The sequence below is a fragment of the Saccharothrix sp. NRRL B-16314 genome, assembly GCF_000716595.1.
In the GTDB taxonomy this organism is placed as follows: domain Bacteria; phylum Actinomycetota; class Actinomycetes; order Mycobacteriales; family Pseudonocardiaceae; genus Actinosynnema.
Genome location: NZ_JNXC01000001.1, coordinates 194,246 through 211,644 on the forward strand (window position 1 = coordinate 194,246; position 17,399 = coordinate 211,644).

At 70.6% G+C, this 17,399-nt stretch carries 14 protein-coding genes and 1 tRNA gene; 9 read left to right on the forward strand and 6 right to left on the reverse strand.

The features are described 5' to 3' along the window. Positions 1-4 precede the first annotated feature (4 nt). On the reverse strand, positions 5-1,177 hold the full coding sequence (locus tag OQ02_RS00965; RefSeq protein WP_081915374.1) for an MFS transporter: 1,173 nt from the start codon (positions 1,175-1,177) through the stop codon (positions 5-7). Between the two features lie 47 nt (positions 1,178-1,224). Beyond that, on the reverse strand, positions 1,225-2,469 hold the full coding sequence (locus OQ02_RS00970; protein WP_033436258.1) for a GH1 family beta-glucosidase: 1,245 nt from the start codon (positions 2,467-2,469) through the stop codon (positions 1,225-1,227). A 102-nt stretch (positions 2,470-2,571) separates the two neighbouring features. On the opposite strand from OQ02_RS00970, the gene OQ02_RS00975 reads away from it, so the two are divergent. After that, positions 2,572-3,186 (forward strand): TetR/AcrR family transcriptional regulator, encoded by a 615-nt coding sequence (locus tag OQ02_RS00975; RefSeq protein WP_033436259.1) that lies wholly within the window; start codon positions 2,572-2,574, stop codon positions 3,184-3,186. 80 nt (positions 3,187-3,266) lie between these two features. Here the strand turns inward: OQ02_RS00975 and OQ02_RS00980 are convergent, their stop codons facing one another. After that, positions 3,267-4,454 carry an amino acid deaminase/aldolase gene (locus tag OQ02_RS00980; protein ID WP_033436260.1) on the reverse strand — a complete coding sequence of 396 codons (1,188 nt, stop codon included), beginning with the start codon at positions 4,452-4,454 and terminating at the stop codon, positions 3,267-3,269. A gap of 71 nt (positions 4,455-4,525) precedes the next feature. Between OQ02_RS00980 and OQ02_RS00985 the strand changes: the two genes are divergently transcribed. Further along, entirely contained in the window at positions 4,526-5,830 is a 1,305-nt protein-coding gene (locus tag OQ02_RS00985; protein WP_033436261.1) for a D-arabinono-1,4-lactone oxidase, read from the forward strand. Here the strand turns inward: OQ02_RS00985 and OQ02_RS00990 are convergent. The 3 genes from OQ02_RS00990 to OQ02_RS01000 all read right to left on the reverse strand — a co-directional run bounded on the left by OQ02_RS00990 (position 5,827) and on the right by OQ02_RS01000 (position 7,634). Continuing rightward, positions 5,827-6,459, reverse strand: coding sequence for an NAD(P)-binding oxidoreductase (locus OQ02_RS00990; RefSeq protein ID WP_033436262.1), 633 nt, complete (start codon positions 6,457-6,459; stop codon positions 5,827-5,829). The two genes, OQ02_RS00985 and OQ02_RS00990, sit on opposite strands and share 4 nt — an antisense overlap. A gap of 14 nt (positions 6,460-6,473) precedes the next feature. Further along, the gene (locus tag OQ02_RS00995) at positions 6,474-7,091 is read right to left on the reverse strand and encodes a hypothetical protein (protein WP_033436263.1); all 618 of its coding nucleotides are present in this window, start codon (positions 7,089-7,091) and stop codon (positions 6,474-6,476) included. Between the two features lie 460 nt (positions 7,092-7,551). Then, positions 7,552-7,634 (reverse strand) — tRNA-Leu (locus tag OQ02_RS01000). 116 nt (positions 7,635-7,750) lie between these two features. On the opposite strand from OQ02_RS01000, the gene OQ02_RS01005 reads away from it, so the two are divergent. The 7 genes from OQ02_RS01005 to pknB all read left to right on the forward strand — a co-directional run bounded on the left by OQ02_RS01005 (position 7,751) and on the right by pknB (position 17,316). Further along, on the forward strand, positions 7,751-8,944 hold the full coding sequence (locus tag OQ02_RS01005) for a DUF3662 and FHA domain-containing protein (protein WP_033436264.1): 1,194 nt from the start codon (positions 7,751-7,753) through the stop codon (positions 8,942-8,944). 70 nt (positions 8,945-9,014) lie between these two features. After that, the gene (locus OQ02_RS01010) at positions 9,015-9,476 is read left to right on the forward strand and encodes an FHA domain-containing protein FhaB/FipA (protein ID WP_033436265.1); all 462 of its coding nucleotides are present in this window, start codon (positions 9,015-9,017) and stop codon (positions 9,474-9,476) included. Then, complete coding sequence (locus tag OQ02_RS01015) at positions 9,473-10,885, forward strand: PP2C family protein-serine/threonine phosphatase (RefSeq protein ID WP_033436266.1); 1,413 nt, start codon at positions 9,473-9,475, stop codon at positions 10,883-10,885. Before OQ02_RS01010 ends, OQ02_RS01015 begins: the two co-directional genes overlap by 4 nt. A gap of 4 nt (positions 10,886-10,889) precedes the next feature. After that, positions 10,890-12,353, forward strand: a complete 1,464-nt coding sequence (locus OQ02_RS01020) for an FtsW/RodA/SpoVE family cell cycle protein (RefSeq protein ID WP_033436267.1) — start codon at positions 10,890-10,892, stop codon at positions 12,351-12,353. Further along, positions 12,350-13,813: a peptidoglycan D,D-transpeptidase FtsI family protein gene (locus OQ02_RS01025; RefSeq protein WP_033436268.1), complete on the forward strand. Its 1,464-nt coding sequence runs from the start codon at positions 12,350-12,352 to the stop codon at positions 13,811-13,813. The genes OQ02_RS01020 and OQ02_RS01025 overlap by 4 nt, the downstream gene beginning before the upstream one ends. Continuing rightward, entirely contained in the window at positions 13,813-15,240 is a 1,428-nt protein-coding gene (locus OQ02_RS01030; RefSeq protein WP_033436269.1) for a serine/threonine-protein kinase, read from the forward strand. Before OQ02_RS01025 ends, OQ02_RS01030 begins: the two co-directional genes overlap by 1 nt. 72 nt (positions 15,241-15,312) lie before the next feature. After that, entirely contained in the window at positions 15,313-17,316 is a 2,004-nt protein-coding gene (gene pknB, locus OQ02_RS01035; protein WP_033436270.1) for a Stk1 family PASTA domain-containing Ser/Thr kinase, read from the forward strand. Positions 17,317-17,399: the final 83 nt, after the last annotated feature.

Below are 17,399 nucleotides of genomic sequence, written 5' to 3' on the forward strand. Positions count from 1 at the left end.
CCCCCTATGCCACCGATCGAACCCGGCTCACCAGTAGTGCCGCGCACAGCGTGGCGACCGCGGACACCGCGAACAACCCCCGGTACCCGCCGAGTGACGCCAGCACGAACGTCGTCAGCAGCGGTGCGATCACCTGCGGCAGCGAGTTGGCGACGTTCAGCACGCCGAGGTCCTTCGCGCGGTCCGACGCGGCGGGCAGGACCTGCGTCAACAGGGCCAGCGCCACCGCCCAGTACCCGCCGAAGCCGACGCCGAGCAGCGGTGCGGCGACCAGCGCCGCCGTCCACGTCGGCCACGCGGCGAGGATCAGCGCCGCGACCGCCATCGCACCGGCCGCCACCAGCACGTACGGCTTGCGCCGGCCGGTCCGGTCCGAGTGTGCGCCGACGACGAACGCGCCGATCGCCAGTGCCACGCCGTAGAGCAGCATCAACACCAGCAGGCCGTCCTCGGGTGACGGGTGCCGGACTTCGTCGCCGAGGAAGTAGAGCAGGTACAGCGTGCCGAACGCGTTGCCCAGGTTGATCATGAAGTGGGCGCACCACGCCCAGGCGAAGTCGGGGTGCCGCCGCGGCGACACCCACAGCTCGCGCCACCGCAGCGCCGGCCGCTCGTCGAGCGGAAGCCGCACGTCCGGCGTGATCAGCACGAACGCCGTGGCCCCTGCCACGACCAGCACCGCGCACGCCAGGTAGCCGGACGCCAGGCCAGTGACGAGCACCGTCACCACGACCGCGCCCAGCACCGTGCCGAGCATCTGCGAGACGCCGACCAGCCCGCCGACCTTCGCCCGCTGCCGCACCGGCACCCGGTCGGGAACGGCGGAGGTGAGGCTGGCGAGCATCCCGTTCAGACCGGCCTGCACCAGGCACCACCCGAGCACCATCACCCCGGCGGTGGACGCCGTCGACAGCACCGCGAGGCCGGCCGCGCCGATCAGCGCACCGGCCAGCGTCCACGGGTGCCGCCGGCCGAACCGGGACGTGGTCCGGTCCGACGACAGCCCGATCAGCGGGTTCGCGATCAGCGCCACCACCGCGCCCACGCCCGTGACCAGGCCGAACACCGCTTCCTTGCCGACGGCGTCGACCAGTTCGGCCTGTTGCGGCAGCAGCACCTGGACGGGCGCGTAGATGGCGAGCCACAGCCCGAGGTTGGCCAGGAACAGCCACGTCATCCACGACCGGCGGACCGGGACGACCGGCTCGGCCAGCGCTTCCGCGGTCACCGCCTGATCCGATCGCGGTACCACTCGAACGAGGCACGCGGTGTGCGGCGCTGCGTCGCGTAGTCGACGTCGACCAGGCCGAACCGCTGCGAGTACCCCGAGTCCCACTCGAAGTTGTCCATCAGCGACCACACGAAGTACCCGCGGACGTCGGCCTTCAGGGCCTCCTCGATGTGCCGGTCCAGGTACTCGATCCGCTCGGTGTCGTCCTGCGAGTGCGGGTAGCTGCACCCGTTCTCGGTCACGTACACCGGCGGCAGGTCGACGAAGCGATCCCGCAGCGACGTGATCATCTCCGACAGCCCGGACGGCACGACCGGCCAGCCGAACCCGGTTCTCGGGTACTCGTCGATGTCCACCAACTCGAACGGCAGCGGGTTCAGCTCGGACGGCGACCGCAGCCGGGTCGGGTTGTAGTAGTTCACGCCGTAGAAGTCGAGCGGCTGGGAGGCTATCGCCAGGTCGCCGTCCACGATCGGCAAGCGGTCGACCAGCGAGTCCGGGTAACGCCCGGTCAGCTGCGCGTCGGCGTAGAGCCAGTTGTGCAGATCGGAGTAGGCCTGCGCCGCCTCGACGTCCGACGGACTCGCCGGCCACACGGGCGTGTGGTTGTTGGCCGTGCCCACAGCGCGCGCTCCGGCGGCGCGCAACGCCTGCACCGCGAGCCCGTGCGCCAGGTTGAGGTGGTGCGCGGTCGGCAGCGCGTCGTACAGGAGGGTCTTGCCCGGCGCGTGCTGGCCGATGGCGTACCCGAGCAGCGTCACCATCGCGGGCTCGTTGATCGGGATCCACATCGCGACCCGGTCGGCCAGGCGGTCGGCGACCGCGGCGGCGTACTCCGCGAACCGGTGGGCGGTGTCGCGGACGAGCCAACCGCCCGCTTCTTCCAGGGCCAGCGGCGTGTCCCAGTGGTACAGGGTGACGACGGGCGCGATGCCGGACGCCAGCAACTCGTCCACCAGCCGGTCGTAGAACGCCAGGTCGCCCGCGAGCACGCGCGGCCACGACACGGAGAACCGGTAGGCGCCGACGCCGAGGGACCGCATGAGCGCGACGTCCTCGCGATAGCGGTGGTAGTGGTCGCACGCGACGGACGCGTCCTGCCCCTCGAACGCCGGGAACGCGTCCCAGGCGGACGGCTGCCTGCCGGCGGCGGTGAAGGCGCCCTCGATCTGGAAGGCGGAGGTGGACACACCCCAGAGGAAGTCGTCCGATGACGTCACGCGAGCCTCCCGGAACATGAAATTGATTCGGATCGTAGGCGTGTTGAGGTGTCAAGTGAAGTGGAGAGGTCCACAACCGGGCACTATGGAGACCCGTCACCCCCTTCCGCAGGAGTCGCCGTGACCAGTACGACCCCACTGCGCCGTCAGCCGGTGCAGCAGCGCAGCGCCAAGCGCGTCGAGCGGATGCTCGAAGCCTGCGCCCAGCTCATCGAGGAGGTCGGCTACGACGGAGTCACCACGACATTGATCGCCGAACGCGCGGGTGTCGCGGTCGGCTCGCTGTACCAGTTCTTCCCGGACAAGCGGGCGGTCGTGCAGGCGCTGACCTTGCGCAACCTGGAGAAGTTCATCCAGACGGTGGACGGCCGGTTCACCTCGACCACGCTCGCCCACTGGTGGGACGCGGTCGACTCGATCTTCGACGTGTACGTGTCGATGCACCGCGAGGTGCCCGCGTTCTCGAAGCTGCACTTCGGCGACGTGGTCGACATGCGGCTGCTGGACGACCGGCGCGACAACAACACGGTCATCTCCGACCGGATCGCCGAGATGATCTCGACCAAGTTCGACATCCCGCTCGCCGAGCTGCAGCTGCCGATCTCGATCGCGGTGGAGGCGGCGGACGGCGTGCTTGACCTGGCGTTCCGCCGGGACGCGGCCGGTGACCAGCGGATCCTGGACGAGGCCAAGGCCCTGGTCCGCGGGTACCTGTCGACCAGGCTGCCGAGCTGACCGGATCGGGACAGCCCGATCACCCGATCACCCGGACCGCTCGGACCACCCGGACCGCTCAGCTCACCCGGACCGCTCGCTCACCCGAAGGACAGCCCTTCGCCCCGGTAGGTGGGCATGGTCCGCTCCACCTCGTCGCCCCGGACGGCGAGGTAGTGGGTGAACCGCTCGGCCAACTCGCCCGCCTTGGCGTGCCGCAACCACACGCGGTCGCCGAGGCGCAGCGGGTCGGCCGCCCGGCCCACCACCGGGGTCTGCACCTCGCCCGCGCCCTCCACCGACAGCAGGTTCAGCCCGACCGGCAGGTGCGGTGACGGCTGGCGGTCGGCGGTCGCGGTGCCGGAGGCGATGTAGCCGCCGGAGAACAGCGTGGCCACGTGCTTCTTCGGCCGGCGCACCACCGGCAGCGCGAACAGCACCGCCGGCGCGGGCCGGAAGCCCCGGTAGCCGTCGAACAGGGTCGGCCCGATCAGGCCGGACCCGGCCGCGAGTTCCGTCACGGACGGGTCGGCACCGGTGACCTCCAGGCTGCCGGTGCCGCCGCCGTTGACGAACTCCAGGTCGGCGACCTCTCGGACGGCGGCGACGGCGGCCGTGCGGCGCTCGACCAGTTCGACGGCGGAGTGGCGTTGCATCCAGCGCAGGGCCGCACCGCGCAGGGGCTTGCCCGGCGGCTGGTCGCCCAGGCCGGCGATGTGCCCTTCGTACGCCATCACGCCGACCAGCCGGAACCCCGGCCGCCGCGTGATCGCCTCGGCCAGAGCGCGCGCTTCACGTGCCGTGTGGACGGGAGAACGTCGTGGGCCGATGTGCAGGCCGGGCACGGGTCTCCACGACACGTCCAGCTCCAGGCACACCCGGATCTCCGGGTGGCCGGCGCCGAGCGTGTGCTGGACGAAGTCGAGGTGGGCGATCGAGTCGACCACGATGGTGATCCGGCCGCGCGCCTTGTCGTCCTCCGCCAGCCGCCGCAACGCCGAGCGGTCGACGGTCGGGTACGCGACCAGGAGGTCTTCGGAGAGGTCCACGTCGGACAGCCACAGCGCCTCGGCCGGCGAGTAGCACATGACCCCCGCGAAACCCGGCTTGGCGAGCACCCGTTCGAGGAGCGCGCGGACCCGGACTGACTTGCTGGCGACCCGGATCGGCAGCCCGCCGGCACGCCGCACCAGGTCGGCGGCGTTGCTGTCGAAGGCGTCCAGGTCGACGATCGCGAACGGTGGGTCGTAGTCCTTCGTCGCGGCGTCCAGGCGCGTGCGGGGGTGCATTGGCCCACGGTACTTGAAAGGTGAATAGCTTTCACCTACGGTTCGTGGATCGCGTCACACCGGAGGTGCGGATGGGGACCCCCTGGACGAACTGGGCGCGCACCGCGACCGCGAACCCACACCGGGTGGAGCACCCGGCGAGCATCGACGAACTCGCCACCGCGGTCGCGGGCGCGTCCCTCGTGCGGCCTCGCGGCAGCGGGCACTCGTTCACCGACATCGCGGTGGCGCCCGGCGTGGCGATCGACCTGGACGCGTGGACCGGGATCGTCGAGGTGTCCGGGGACCTCGTGACGGTCCGGTCCGGCACGACGTTGCACCAGCTCAACGCCCTGCTGGACGTGCTCGGGCTGGCCATGGCGAACCTCGGTGACATCGACGCGCAGACCGTGGCCGGCGCCATCTCCACCGGCACGCACGGCACCGGCGCGAAGCTCGGCGGGCTGGCCACGCAGGTCGTCGCGCTGGAGCTGGTGCTCGCCGACGGGTCGCTGGTGCGGTGCTCGGCTTCCGAGCGCCCCGACCTCTTCGGCGCGGCCCGGATCGGGCTGGGCGCACTGGGCGTGATCAGCACGGTGACCCTGAGGTGCGTGCCTGCGTTCGTGCTGCACGCCCGCGAGTTCCCGGGTCGGCTGGACGCGGTGCTGGACGAGTTCGACCACCTGACCGCGGTGGAGGACCACGTGGAGTTCCACTGGTTCCCGCACTCCGACCGGGTGATCGTGAAGCGGAACAACCGGGTGGACGAGCCGGCCGCGCCGCTGTCCGCGCTGCGCCGGTTCTACGAGTACGAGGTGATGGAGAACGGGGCGTTCGGGCTGGTCTGCAAGCTGGCGCGTGCCGTGCCGTCCACCACCAGGACGCTCAACCGGGTGTGCGGGGCGCTGGTGTCCGAACGCGTCTACCGGGACGTGTCGCACCGGGTTTTCGTCACACCGCGCCGGGTGCGGTTCGTGGAGACGGAGTACGCCGTGCCCCGTGCCGCCCTGCACGACGTGCTGCGGGAGCTGCGGGCGGCCGTGGCCCGCCTCGACCACGGCGTGATCGTGCCGGTCGAGGTCCGGGTGGCGCAGGGCGACGACATCTGGCTCTCCACCGCGCACGGCCGCGACACGGCGTACATCGCCGTCCACCAGTACCTCGGCATGCCTTACCGCCGGTACTTCGACGCGTTCGAGCAGATCGCGGGCGCGGTCGGCGGACGGCCGCACTGGGGCAAGCTGCACAGCCTCACCGCCGGCGCCCTGCGCGACCGCTACCCCCGCTTCGACGACTTCCGCCGGGTCCGCGCCGACGCGGACCCGGGCGGCAAGTTCACCAACCCCTACCTGGACCGCGTCCTCGGCGACCCGTCCGGGACCGGCGACGGCGCCTAGAAGGCGGTGGGGATCGGGGTGGAGCCGGTGATCAGCTCGTAGGTGCGGCGGACGGTGGCGGGTCGGTCCAGGACGGCCACCACGACGGCGGCGACGTCCGCGCGGGCTACGGAACCCCGCAGGGGCGTTTCGGCCAACTCGACCAACCCGGTCGGCTCGTCGTCGGTCAGCCGACCGGGCCGCACGATCGTCCAGTCCAGGTCGCGCCCGCGGAGGTCGTCCTCGGCGGCGCCCTTGGCCGCCAGGTAGGCGTCGAACACCTCGTCACCGGTGCTCCGACCGATGCCGGCGGTGCTGATCTGCACGAACCGCCGCACCCCCGCCAGCTCGGCGGCGTCGGCGAACATCACCGCCGCGCCCCGGTCGACGGTGTCCTTGCGCTCCACCCCGCTGCCGGGCCCGGCGCCCGCCGCGAAGAGCGCGGCGTCCGCACCGTTCAGGAATTGCGCGACCGAAGCGACGTCGGTCGCCTCCAGGTCGCAGTGGACGGGGACCGCGCCCGCGTCCAGGACCTCCGCGAAGTGGTCCGGGTTGCGCACCAGCGCCGTGGCGCTGTCACCCCGCGCGGCCAACAGCCGCTCCACCAGCAACGCGATCTTGCCGTGCCCGCCCGCTATCACTACCCGCATGGTCCGACGGTAAGTCAGGACGCGGTCGCCAGCACCCGCTCGTACACCAGCTCGTTCACCCAGCGCGTGGTCGCGGTGTCCTCGACCGGCACGGTCTCGTTGCGGCCGGCGACATCCGTGCTCAGCTGCTGCTCCTCGTCGGCCAGCAGCACCGAGACGCCGTACCGGCGCACCCGCGGCAGGCAGTTCGCCAGGTAGTCGTGCGTGAACGCGACCGACGACGGCAGCACGGCGGCGGCGTTGCCGAAGCGGGCGAACGGCACCGCCGAGGCCAGCGCGGTCCGCCAGTGCCTGGCCACCGCCAGCACGCCGATGATCCGCACCGCGGTGGGCGGCACGCGGCCGTCCATCTCCGGCCACACCCACGTGGACACCGTGGTGCGGTCCGACTCGGGACCGGCGCCGAGGCACAGCCGCTCGGCGTGCGCGTCGGCCAGCAGCTCCGCCACCACGATCACCTTGCGCCCCATGAGGACCATCTCGGGCAGCACCACTCCGTGCCAGCCGAGGCGCACGGCCGCGGCGGTGGCCAGGTCCTCGACGGAACCGGGCAGTTCGGGAACCGGAACAGCGGTTGCCGACAGCGCCCTGGCGTCATCGGTGTCCGCGATCCGTGCTGGTGTGCTGCTCACGCCAGGGCCTCCTCGGCAACCACGGCGGGACGTCCGCCGCGTTTCGACTCGTGCTCTGGATAAGGCGTACCAGGTGCGAACCGCCGCACCCCCAGGTCAACGGACCTCCTGCGATCGACGGCGTCGAGCGGTCGGTAACCGGTCGCCGACCGGAAATGGGACTTCGGCCCGGCGGTGCTGCCGTCTGGGTGACACCGCCGGCCCGAAAACCGGGCGTTGGATGCTCAGCGTGTGCGTGGCTCGCCTGGATCGACCTCGGTCCGGCCCCCTCACCGAGGCCTCGCTCCCCATTCCCCGACCGCCCACCGACCGCTCGCCGCGCGAAACCGACCGACCGCCCACCGGCGTCCACGTTCGGCCGCGGCCGGCCGGGTGACACACATCACGCGTCCACCGAGAGCGCAACACGCGAAAAACCAGAAGTCCCACCCACGACTGTGGATGGGACTTCTGATTTCGGTGGGCGAGGGGGGAGTTGAACCCCCACGTCCTTTCGGACACACGGACCTGAACCGTGCGCGTCTGCCATTCCGCCACTCGCCCGGAGCGACGTGGAGAACACTAGCATGGTGCCCGCACGGGTTACCAACTGGCCCGTGTACCGGCACGTCAGCCCGGATACGATCGGTACCAGAAGTCGACCGGGTCGGAGGGTTGCAGTGGGCCTCGTACAGCGCTTCGAGCGCCGTCTCGAAGGCATCGTGGGCAATACCTTCGCGCGTGTGTTCGGTGGCAACGTCGTCCCGCAGGAAGTGGCCCAGGCACTACAGCGGGAGGCGGAGGGCAACGTCCGCGAGTTGGCGGGCGGCAGGTTGCTCGCGCCGAACCACTTCAAGGTCCTGCTGGGTCCGCAGGACCACGATCGGCTTGCCGGGGACGGCCAGGATGAACTACGCATCACCCAGCTTCTGGGGGACTCCGTCCGGGAGCACCTCGAAGAGAGCGGATGGGATACCTATGGTGACGTCGTAGTCTCCCTGGAGCGCTCCGACGCGCTGCACACGGGACAGTTCCGAACCAGCTCGTCCGTCGACCCCGACGTGAAAGTTGCCAGCCGACGGTCAGCACCACCTCGCACTTCTGGAGACGGATCCATGAGCCAGCCTCCCGGCTACGGACAAGGACAGGGCCAGCCCGCCTACGACCCCTATGCACAGGGCGGCTACGGCCAGCAGCAACCGGGCTACGACCAGCCGGGTTACGGCCAGCAGCAACCGGGCTACGAACAGGGCTACGGGCAGCAGCAGGGCTATGACCAGGGCTACGGCCAGCAGCCGCAGCAGCCCGGTTACGACCAGGGATACGGCCAGCAGCAGCCCGGTTACGACCAGGGTTACGGCCAGCAGGGCTACGACCAGGGCTACGGCCAGCAGCAGCCCGGCTACGGCCAGCCCGGTTACGACCAGGGCTACGGCCAGCAGGGCTACGACCAGGGCTACGGGCAGCAGCAGGCGGCCGGTTACGGCCAGCAGGCAGCCGGCTACGACCAGGGTTACGGCCAGCAGGGCTACGGCGACCCGGCGGCGGGTTACGCGCCGCCGGCGGTCCAGTCCGGTCCCCGGCAGCTGAACGCGACGCTGCACCTGGACGACGGTTCGAACCGCACCTACAACCTCAAGCAGGGCGGCAACGTGGTCGGCCGCGGGCAGGAAGCGGACTTCCGCCTGCCCGACACCGGGGTCTCCAGGAGGCACCTGGAAATCACGTGGGACGGGCACAGTGCCATGCTCGCTGATCTCGGTTCGACAAACGGCACCACGGTGAACGGCACTCCGGTGCAGACTTGGCAGCTCGCGGAAGGCGACGTCGTCCGCATCGGCCATTCATCGCTGGTCTACCGCACACAGGGCTGACCTGGTCGGTCCGGTCCGGTCGGGTCGGGCGTTGGCGTGACGGCACTCAAGGCAGGAGCGGTTACAACAGGTGCCAGAGCTGGTGATGCAGCTGACCAGAGCGGGTTTCCTCGTCCTGCTCTGGTTGTTCGTGTTGGCTGCGCTTCGAGTCGTCCGCTCCGACCTCTACGCGGCGTCGGGGCTCCGCGTGCCGACACCGAAGTTCGGCAGAGGCGCCGGCAAGGCCGCCCGGGGCAACAAGGCGGCCCGGCAGCTCGTCGTCACGCACGGCGCGCTGGCGGGCACGCGCATCTCCCTGGACGGCAGGCCGATCATGATCGGCCGGGCCGACGACTCCACGCTCGTGCTGGACGACGACTTCGCGTCGACCAGGCACGCTCGGTTGTCGATGCGCGGAACCGATTGGTACGTGGAGGACCTGGGCTCCACCAACGGCACCTATCTCGACCGGGCGAAGGTCACGGCCCCACTCCGGGTCCCGCTCGGCTCCCCGATCCGAATTGGCAAAACGGTGATCGAGCTGCGCTCATGACCCTCGTCCTCCGATACGCGGCCCGCAGCGACAGGGGCCTGGTCCGCTCGAACAACCAGGACTCCGTGTACGCGGGTCCGCGCCTGCTCGCGCTCGCCGACGGCATGGGCGGCCACGCCGCGGGCGAGGTCGCCAGCAAGGTGGTGATCGCCGCCCTGGCGCCGCTCGACGACGACGAACCGGGCGACGACCTGCTCGGCCAGTTGCGCGACGCGGTGATCTCGGGCAACGGCGCCATCTCCGAACTGGTCCAGAGCGACCCCGACCTGGACGGCATGGGCACCACGCTCACCGCCGTGCTGTTCGCGGGCACGCGGCTGGGCATGGTGCACATCGGCGACTCGCGCGCCTACATGCTGCGCAACGGCGTGTTCACGCAGATCACGCACGACGACACGTTCGTCCAGTCGTTGATCGACGAGGGCCGGATCACCGAGGAGGAGGCCGCCACGCACCCGCAGCGCTCGCTGCTGCTGCGCGCGCTGACCGGCCACGAGGTGGAACCGAGGCTGATGGTGCGGGAGGCCCGACCGGGCGACCGCTACCTGCTGTGCTCGGACGGCCTGTCCGGCGTGGTCAGCATGGAGACGCTGGACGAGGCGATCCGCATCCCCGATCCGCAGACGTGCGCGGACCGGATGATCGAACTGGCGCTCAAGGGCGGCGGACCCGACAACGTGACGGTCGTCGTCGCCGACGTGGTCGACGTCGACTTCGGCGAGGACGCCCCGATAGTGGGCGGCGCGGCCGGGGACGGCAGCGAAGACCCACCACCACCGGACTCGCCCGCCTCGCGGGCGAGTTCCATCACCGGCCCCCGGCCGATCCCGCAGCGGGTCGAGCCGATGCAGCCGCCACCGGACCCCCGGCGGGCGCGCAACAACCGGCTGAAGGCGCTCGCGCTGGTGGTGTTCCTGCTCCTGATGCTGGTCGCGGCCGGTCTGGGCATCCGCTGGTACGTGCTGCGCCAGTACTACGTCGGCACGAACGCGGACAGCGGCGAGGTGTCGGTGTTCCGCGGCGTGACCGGCAGCGTGTTCGGCTTCGACCTGCACAGCCGGGTGGAGGGCTCGTGCCCGCCGGGAGCGCAGGCGTGCGAGCCGATCACGGTGGACGACCTGAAGGTGGCCACCCGGGACGTGGTGCGCAACGGCATCACCGACGTGGACGGCCTGGAGGGCGCCCGGGAGGCGATCCGCAGGCTGCGCACGGAGCAGACGCTGCCGCTGTGCTCGAAGGAGACCACGGAGAACACCGCGGGCACGTCCACGATCGAGGCACCGCCGACGACCGCGACCGAGACGCCACCGGCGACCTCGTCCGCGGCGCCGGCGACCACCACGGTGGAGGGGACCCCCCTCACCACGCCCGTGCAGAAGCCGGGCACGGATTGTCGAAAGGGTCAGTAGTCGCATGGGTTCGCCGGTTCCCGGCGCGGAGGGCACACCGCTCGCGGCGGCGAGCAGCACGTCGCCCGGCTTGAGGCCGCCCACGCGACGCAGCACGGAACTGTTCATGCTCGCGTTCGCCGCGATGCTGGTCACGGGCGCACTGATCCTGGTGGAGGCCAACCAGGAGCAGGAACTCAGCATGCGCATCCTGTGGCTGGGTCTGGCGTACCTGGGGCTGCTGACCGTGGCGCACCTCGCGGTGCGCAAGTGGGCGCCCTACGCCGATCCGGTGATCATGCCGTGCGTCGCGCTGCTGAACGGCCTGGGCCTGGTCATGATCCACCGGATCGACCTGGCCATGGCGGACGTGAAGCTGCCCGGCAACCAGGTGTGGTCCTCGGCAGCGCCCAAGCAGGTGCTGTGGACGGCGATCGCCCTGGTGCTGTTCTGCACGGTGCTGAAAGTGCTGTCCGACCACCGCACGCTGGCGCGCTACGGCTACACCGCGGGCCTGCTCGGCCTGGTCGCGCTGGTGCTGCCGGGCGTGCTGCCGAGCTTCATCGCACCGGAGATCAACGGCGCGAAGATCTGGCTGAGCTTCGGCGCGTTCTCCATCCAGCCGGGCGAGTTCGCCAAGATCCTGCTGATGGTCTTCTTCGCCGCGTTCCTGGTGTCGAAGCGGGACCTGTTCACCATCGCGGGCCGCCGGGTGGTGGGGCTGGACCTGCCGCGCGCCCGCGACCTGGGTCCGCTGATCGCCGCGTGGGCGGTCGGCGTGAGCATCATGGTGCTCCAGAAGGACCTGGGCAGCTCGCTGCTGTTCTTCGGCATCGTGCTGGTGCTGCTGTACGTGGCGACCGAGCGGGCCGCGTGGGTCGTGCTGGGCGTGATGATGTTCTGCGTCGGCGCGGTCGTGGCGTGGAAGCTGTTCGGGCACGTCCAGATCCGGGTGCAGAACTGGCTGGACCCGTTCGCCGACCCGTCGGGCACGGGTTACCAGATCGTGCAGTCGTTGTTCGGGCTCGGCACGGGCGGGCTGTTCGGCGCGGGCCTGGGCGGTGGGCGGCCGGACCAGATCCCGGAGGCCAACACCGACTTCATCACCGCCGTGATCGGCGAGGAGCTGGGCTTCGTCGGGCTGGCCGCGGTGCTGCTGATCTACATGGTGTTCGCGATGCGGGGCCTGCGCACCGCGCTGTCGGTTCGGGACACGTTCGGCAAGTTGCTCGGCGGTGGCCTGGCGTTCGCCGTGGCGTTCCAGATCTTCATCGTCGTCGGCGGCGTGACGAAGCTGATCCCGATGACCGGCATCACCGCGCCGTTCCTGTCCAAGGGCGGTTCGTCGCTGCTGGCCAACTACATCCTGGTCGCGTTGCTGCTGCGGATCTCGGACGCGGCACGCGCGCCGAAGACGACGCCGAAGCCGCGCCCGCAGCAACCGGCCATCGCCGACCAGTTCACAGTCATGGTGGAGCGTCCGAAATGAACACACCGCTCCGCCGGGTCGGCCTCGCCATGATGGCGATGATGCTGCTGCTGTTGGGCAACGCCACGTACGTGCAGGTCATCAAGGCCGACGACTACCGCAAGGACCCGTTGAACCGGCGGGTGATCCTGGACCAGTACTCGCGCGAACGCGGGCAGATCATCGCGGCCGACAGCACGCCGCTGGCCGGGGTGGAGAAGACCAACGACCGGCTGCGGTACCTGCGCACCTACCCGAACGGCCCCGCGTTCGCGCCGGTCACCGGCTACTTCTCCACGATCTACGGCGCCGGCGGGATGGAACGCGCCGAGGACGACCTGCTCAACGGCTCGGACGACCGGCTGTTCGCGCGCCGGGTGTCCGACCTGATCACCGGCCGCGACCCCAAGGGCGGCAGCCTCCAGCTGACGATCGACGCGAAGCTCCAGCAGGTGGCGTACGAGCGGCTCAACGGCGTGACCGGCACGGTCGTCGCGATCCGACCGCAGACCGGGGAGATCCTGGCCATGGCCAGCACCCCGTCCTACGACCCGAACGTGCTCGCGAGCCACGACGTGGACGTGCAGGAAGAGGCGTGGAAGGCGCTCGACGCGGACGAGTCGAAGCCGATGCTGAACCGCGCGGTGCGCGAGAACTACCCGCCCGGGTCGACGTTCAAGCTGGTGGTGACCGCGGCGGCGCTGGCCGAGGGCAAGACCAAGGACAGCGAGGTCGACGGCCGGCCGGTGATCACCCTGCCGGGCACGAACACCCCGCTGCCCAACTTCAACGACACCACCTGCGGCAACGGCGTCACCGCCACCCTCGAAGAGGCGCTGGCCAAGTCGTGCAACACGGCGTTCGCGGTGCTGGCGAACGAGCTGGGCGCGGAGAAGCTGCGCGACCAGGCGGCCAAGTTCGGCATCGGCGAGCAGGACCTGACGATCCCGCTGTCGGTGGTGCCGTCGACGCTCGGCCCCGTCGCGGACAAGCCGTCGATCTACCAGACCGGCATCGGCCAGAAGGACGTCCGGGTGACGCCGCTGGTCAACGCCATGATGGCGGCGACCATCGCGAACGGCGGCGTGCGGATGCAGCCGCACCTGATCGGCAAGGTCCTCGCGCCCGACCTCCAGGTGATCAGCGAGACCAAGCCGGACGAGGTCGACGAGGCGATGGACCCCGACCACGCCCTCGCGCTGCGCGACATGATGATCAAGTCGGAGAACAACACCGGCGGCGGCGGCAAGCTCAACGGCGTGACCATCGCGTCCAAGACGGGCACCGCCGAGCACGGCGAGGACGTGAAGTCGACCAACCCGCACGCCTGGTACGTGGCGTTCGCCCCGGCCGAGAAGCCGGAGATCGCGATCGCGGTCATCGTGGAGAACGGCGGCCAGCAGGGCCTCTCGGCGACGGGTGGCCGGGTCGCCGCACCGATCGGCCGCGCGGTCATCGGCGCTTACCTCGGGGGCCGCTGATGCTGACCTCCGGCCAGTTGCTCGCCGAGCGGTACCGCCTGAGCAGGCGGATCGCGGTCGGCGGCATGGGCGAGGTCTGGGAGGCCGACGACACCAGGCTCGACCGCAAGGTCGCCGTGAAGGTGCTGAAAGCCGAGCTGAGCGGTGACGCCGAGTTCCTGAACAGGTTCCGGATCGAGGCGCGCACCACCGCGTCGCTCAACCACCCCGGTATCGCCTCGGTGCACGACTACGGCGAGACCGCGTCCATCCCGGACGGGCCGGAGGACACCGCGTACCTGGTGATGGAGCTGGTCGAGGGCGAGCCGCTGGCCGCGATCATCGCCCGTGGCAGGCTCGGCGCGGACCGCACGCTCGACCTGCTGGAGCAGGCGGGCAACGCGCTCCAGGCGGCGCACGAGCGCGGGCTGGTGCACCGGGACGTCAAGCCGGGCAACATCATGGTGACGCCGGTGGGCAAGGTGAAGATCACCGACTTCGGCATCGCGAAGGCCGCCGACGCGGCGCCGGTCACACACAGCGGCATGGTGATGGGCACCGCCCACTACATCGCGCCGGAGCAGGCCCTCGGTCACGCCGCCGAACCGGCGTCGGACGTGTACGCGCTGGCGGTTTGCGGCTACGAGTGCCTGACCGGTCACCGACCGTTCCTGTCCGAGAACGCGGTGACGGTCGCGATGATGCACATCCGGGACATGGCGCCGCCGCTGCCGCCGGACGTGCCGCCGGGCCCGCGGGCGCTGATCGAGGCGACGCTGGTCAAGGACCCCCGCCAGCGCTACCGCAACGGCGGCGAGTTCGCGTCCGCGGTGGGCGCGGTGCGCGCCGGCCAGCCGCTGCCCGCGCCGTCCGGCCTCGCGATGGCCGTCGGCGCGCCGCCCCTGGCTCCCGCGATGCCCCAGGCGCCCGCTCAGCCGACCCACCCGGGAATCCCGGTCACGCACCCCGGATCACGTCCGGGGATGCAGCCGGTGCCGCCCGTGGTGAACACTCCGCACACGGGCGCTTTCCGTCCGTTGCCCTCCGGCCCTCGACCACCGGGGCGATACCGTGCCGTCGTGTGGGTTATGGTCGCTGTGCTGGTGGTCGCGCTGCTCGTGCTGGGCGTCGTCGTCCTCCGCTGGGTGCTGAAGGACGAGGTGCCTGGTGGAGCGAGCCTGCAAGGCACCACGAGTGCCCGCCCGTTGGACGACTCCACCGATCGGCTCCCCGGCAAACCCAAGGTGACGATCACGGAGTCGGACTACGTCGACCTGCCGGTGGACGAGGTCGCCACGACGCTCACCGGGTACGGCTTGGCGCCCGAGGTGCACTCCGACGACGGAGGCGTGCCGCGGGACCTCGAGCGGTGCCTGGTGTCCGACGTGACACCGAGCGGAGAGGTTGCGATCGGCTCACGGGTCACGGTGACGTGTGTACCGACTTGACGGTGAAACGGTACGAAAGCGAACGCAAGGCTTGATGGTGAGACCGTTGACGAGGAGCGGGACGAAGCACTGATGAGCACTCCGCGACTGCTCTCCAACCGCTACGAACTGGGTGAGACCCTCGGCTACGGCGGCATGTCGGAGGTGCACAAGGGCCGGGACGTCCGACTCGGCCGGGACGTGGCCATCAAAGTCCTGCGCGCCGACCTCGCCCGCGACACCCAGTTCCAGGAGCGGTTCCGGCGGGAGGCCCAGAACTCGGCGGCGCTGAACCACCCCGCCATCGTCGCGGTCTACGACACCGGTGAGACCCAGACCGAGTACGGCCCGCTGCCCTACATCGTGATGGAGTTCGTCGACGGCCGCACGCTGCGCGACATCGTGAAGACGCAGGGGCCGCTGTCGGGCAAGCGGGCGATGGAGGTCATGGCCGACGTGTCGGCCGCGCTGGACTTCAGCCACCGGCACGGCATCGTGCACCGGGACGTGAAGCCCGCCAACGTCATGATCACCCGGGCCGGCGCGGTGAAGGTGATGGACTTCGGCATCGCCCGCGCGGTGCACGACGGCCAGGCCGCCGTGACCCAGACGGCCGCGGTGATAGGGACCGCTCAGTACCTCTCACCGGAGCAGGCGCGCGGCGAGGCCGTGGACGGCCGTTCCGACGTGTACGCGTCCGGCTGCGTGCTGTTCGAGCTGCTGACCGGCGAGCCGCCGTTCACCGGCGACTCGCCCGTGGCGGTGGCCTACCAGCACGTGCGGGAAGAACCGAAGTCCCCGTCGTCGCTTAACCCGAAGGTGACGCCCGCGCTGGACTCGATCGTGCTGAAGGCGATGGCGAAGGGACCGGCCAACCGCTACCAGTCCGCCGCCGAGATGCGCGCCGACCTGGTGCGCGTGCTGTCCGGCCAGCGCCCGTCCGCGCCCGCCGTGATGACGCCCGAGGACCGCACCGCGGTGCTCAACCAGACTTCGTCGCCGCGCACCGAGGTCGCGTCGAGCGGCGGTCGGCACCGGCCGGCGCAGCAGCGCGACGAGCCGGACGACTACGACCCGTTGGCCGAGGAAGAGGCGGAGCGGAAGGCGCGGCGCAAGAAGGCGATCATGGTCACCGTGGTCGTGCTGCTGTGCATCGCCGTGCTCGCGCTCGCCACGTGGATCACCACGACGCTGATGAACAGCGGCGACGGCAACAACGCGGCGACCGAGAAGGTCCCCGTGCCCGCGCTGGTCGGCAAGCAGCAGACGGTGGCGCAGGCCGACCTGGAGGCGCTGGAGCTGCGCTGGGTCGTCGAGATGCTGCCGTGCCAGCCGGGGCCCGAGCCGACCTGCACCGCCGACCAGATCGGCAAGGTGATCTCGTCCGACCCACCGGCGAACCGCGAGGTGGAGAAGCGCACCGAGATCAAGCTGGTGATCGGCACGAACCCGCAGCCCGCGCCGGTGCCGGACGTGATGAACCTGCTGCCGCAGGACGCGCAGAAGAAGCTGTCGGCCGAGGGCTGGGTCTACCAGCAGGCCACCGAGACCGTCGAGACCGACGACCCGAACCTCGTCGGCAAGGTGGTCGAGCAGAGCCCGGCCTCCGGCACCACCGCGCCCAAGGGCAGCGCGATCACCGTGAAGCTGGGCAAGGCCCCGGAGACCATCCAGCTGCCCGACGTGACCGGGCAGACGCTCGAGAACGCCAGGGCCACGCTGGAGGGCAGCGGGTTCAAGGTGCAGACCAAGGAAGTCGACAGCCTCGAGGACCTGAACGAGGTGGTCGCCCAGAACCCCGCGCCGGGACGGGCCGAGAAGAACACGCTGGTCACGTTGAGCGTGTCGAAGAACAACCAGTTCAAGATGCCCGACCTGCGCGGCCTCACCGAGAACCAGGCCCGGTCGAAGCTCGCCCAGGCCGGCTGGACCGGCAACGACCTGGTGATCAGCGAGAAGGTGCCGGTCTCCGACCTGGGCCAGGACAAGAAGATCCAGAAGCAGGAGATCGCGACCGACGCGCCGGTGGGCAAGACCGCTCGGATCAACGTGTCGATGGGCGACTTCAAGATCGGCACGACGACCCCGACCAGGTAGCGGCCTGACAACGGCGATGGCCCCCTCCGCGCGGAGGGGGCCATCGCCGTATCGGGGCTTGCTCGTTATCGGGGCTTGTTCGT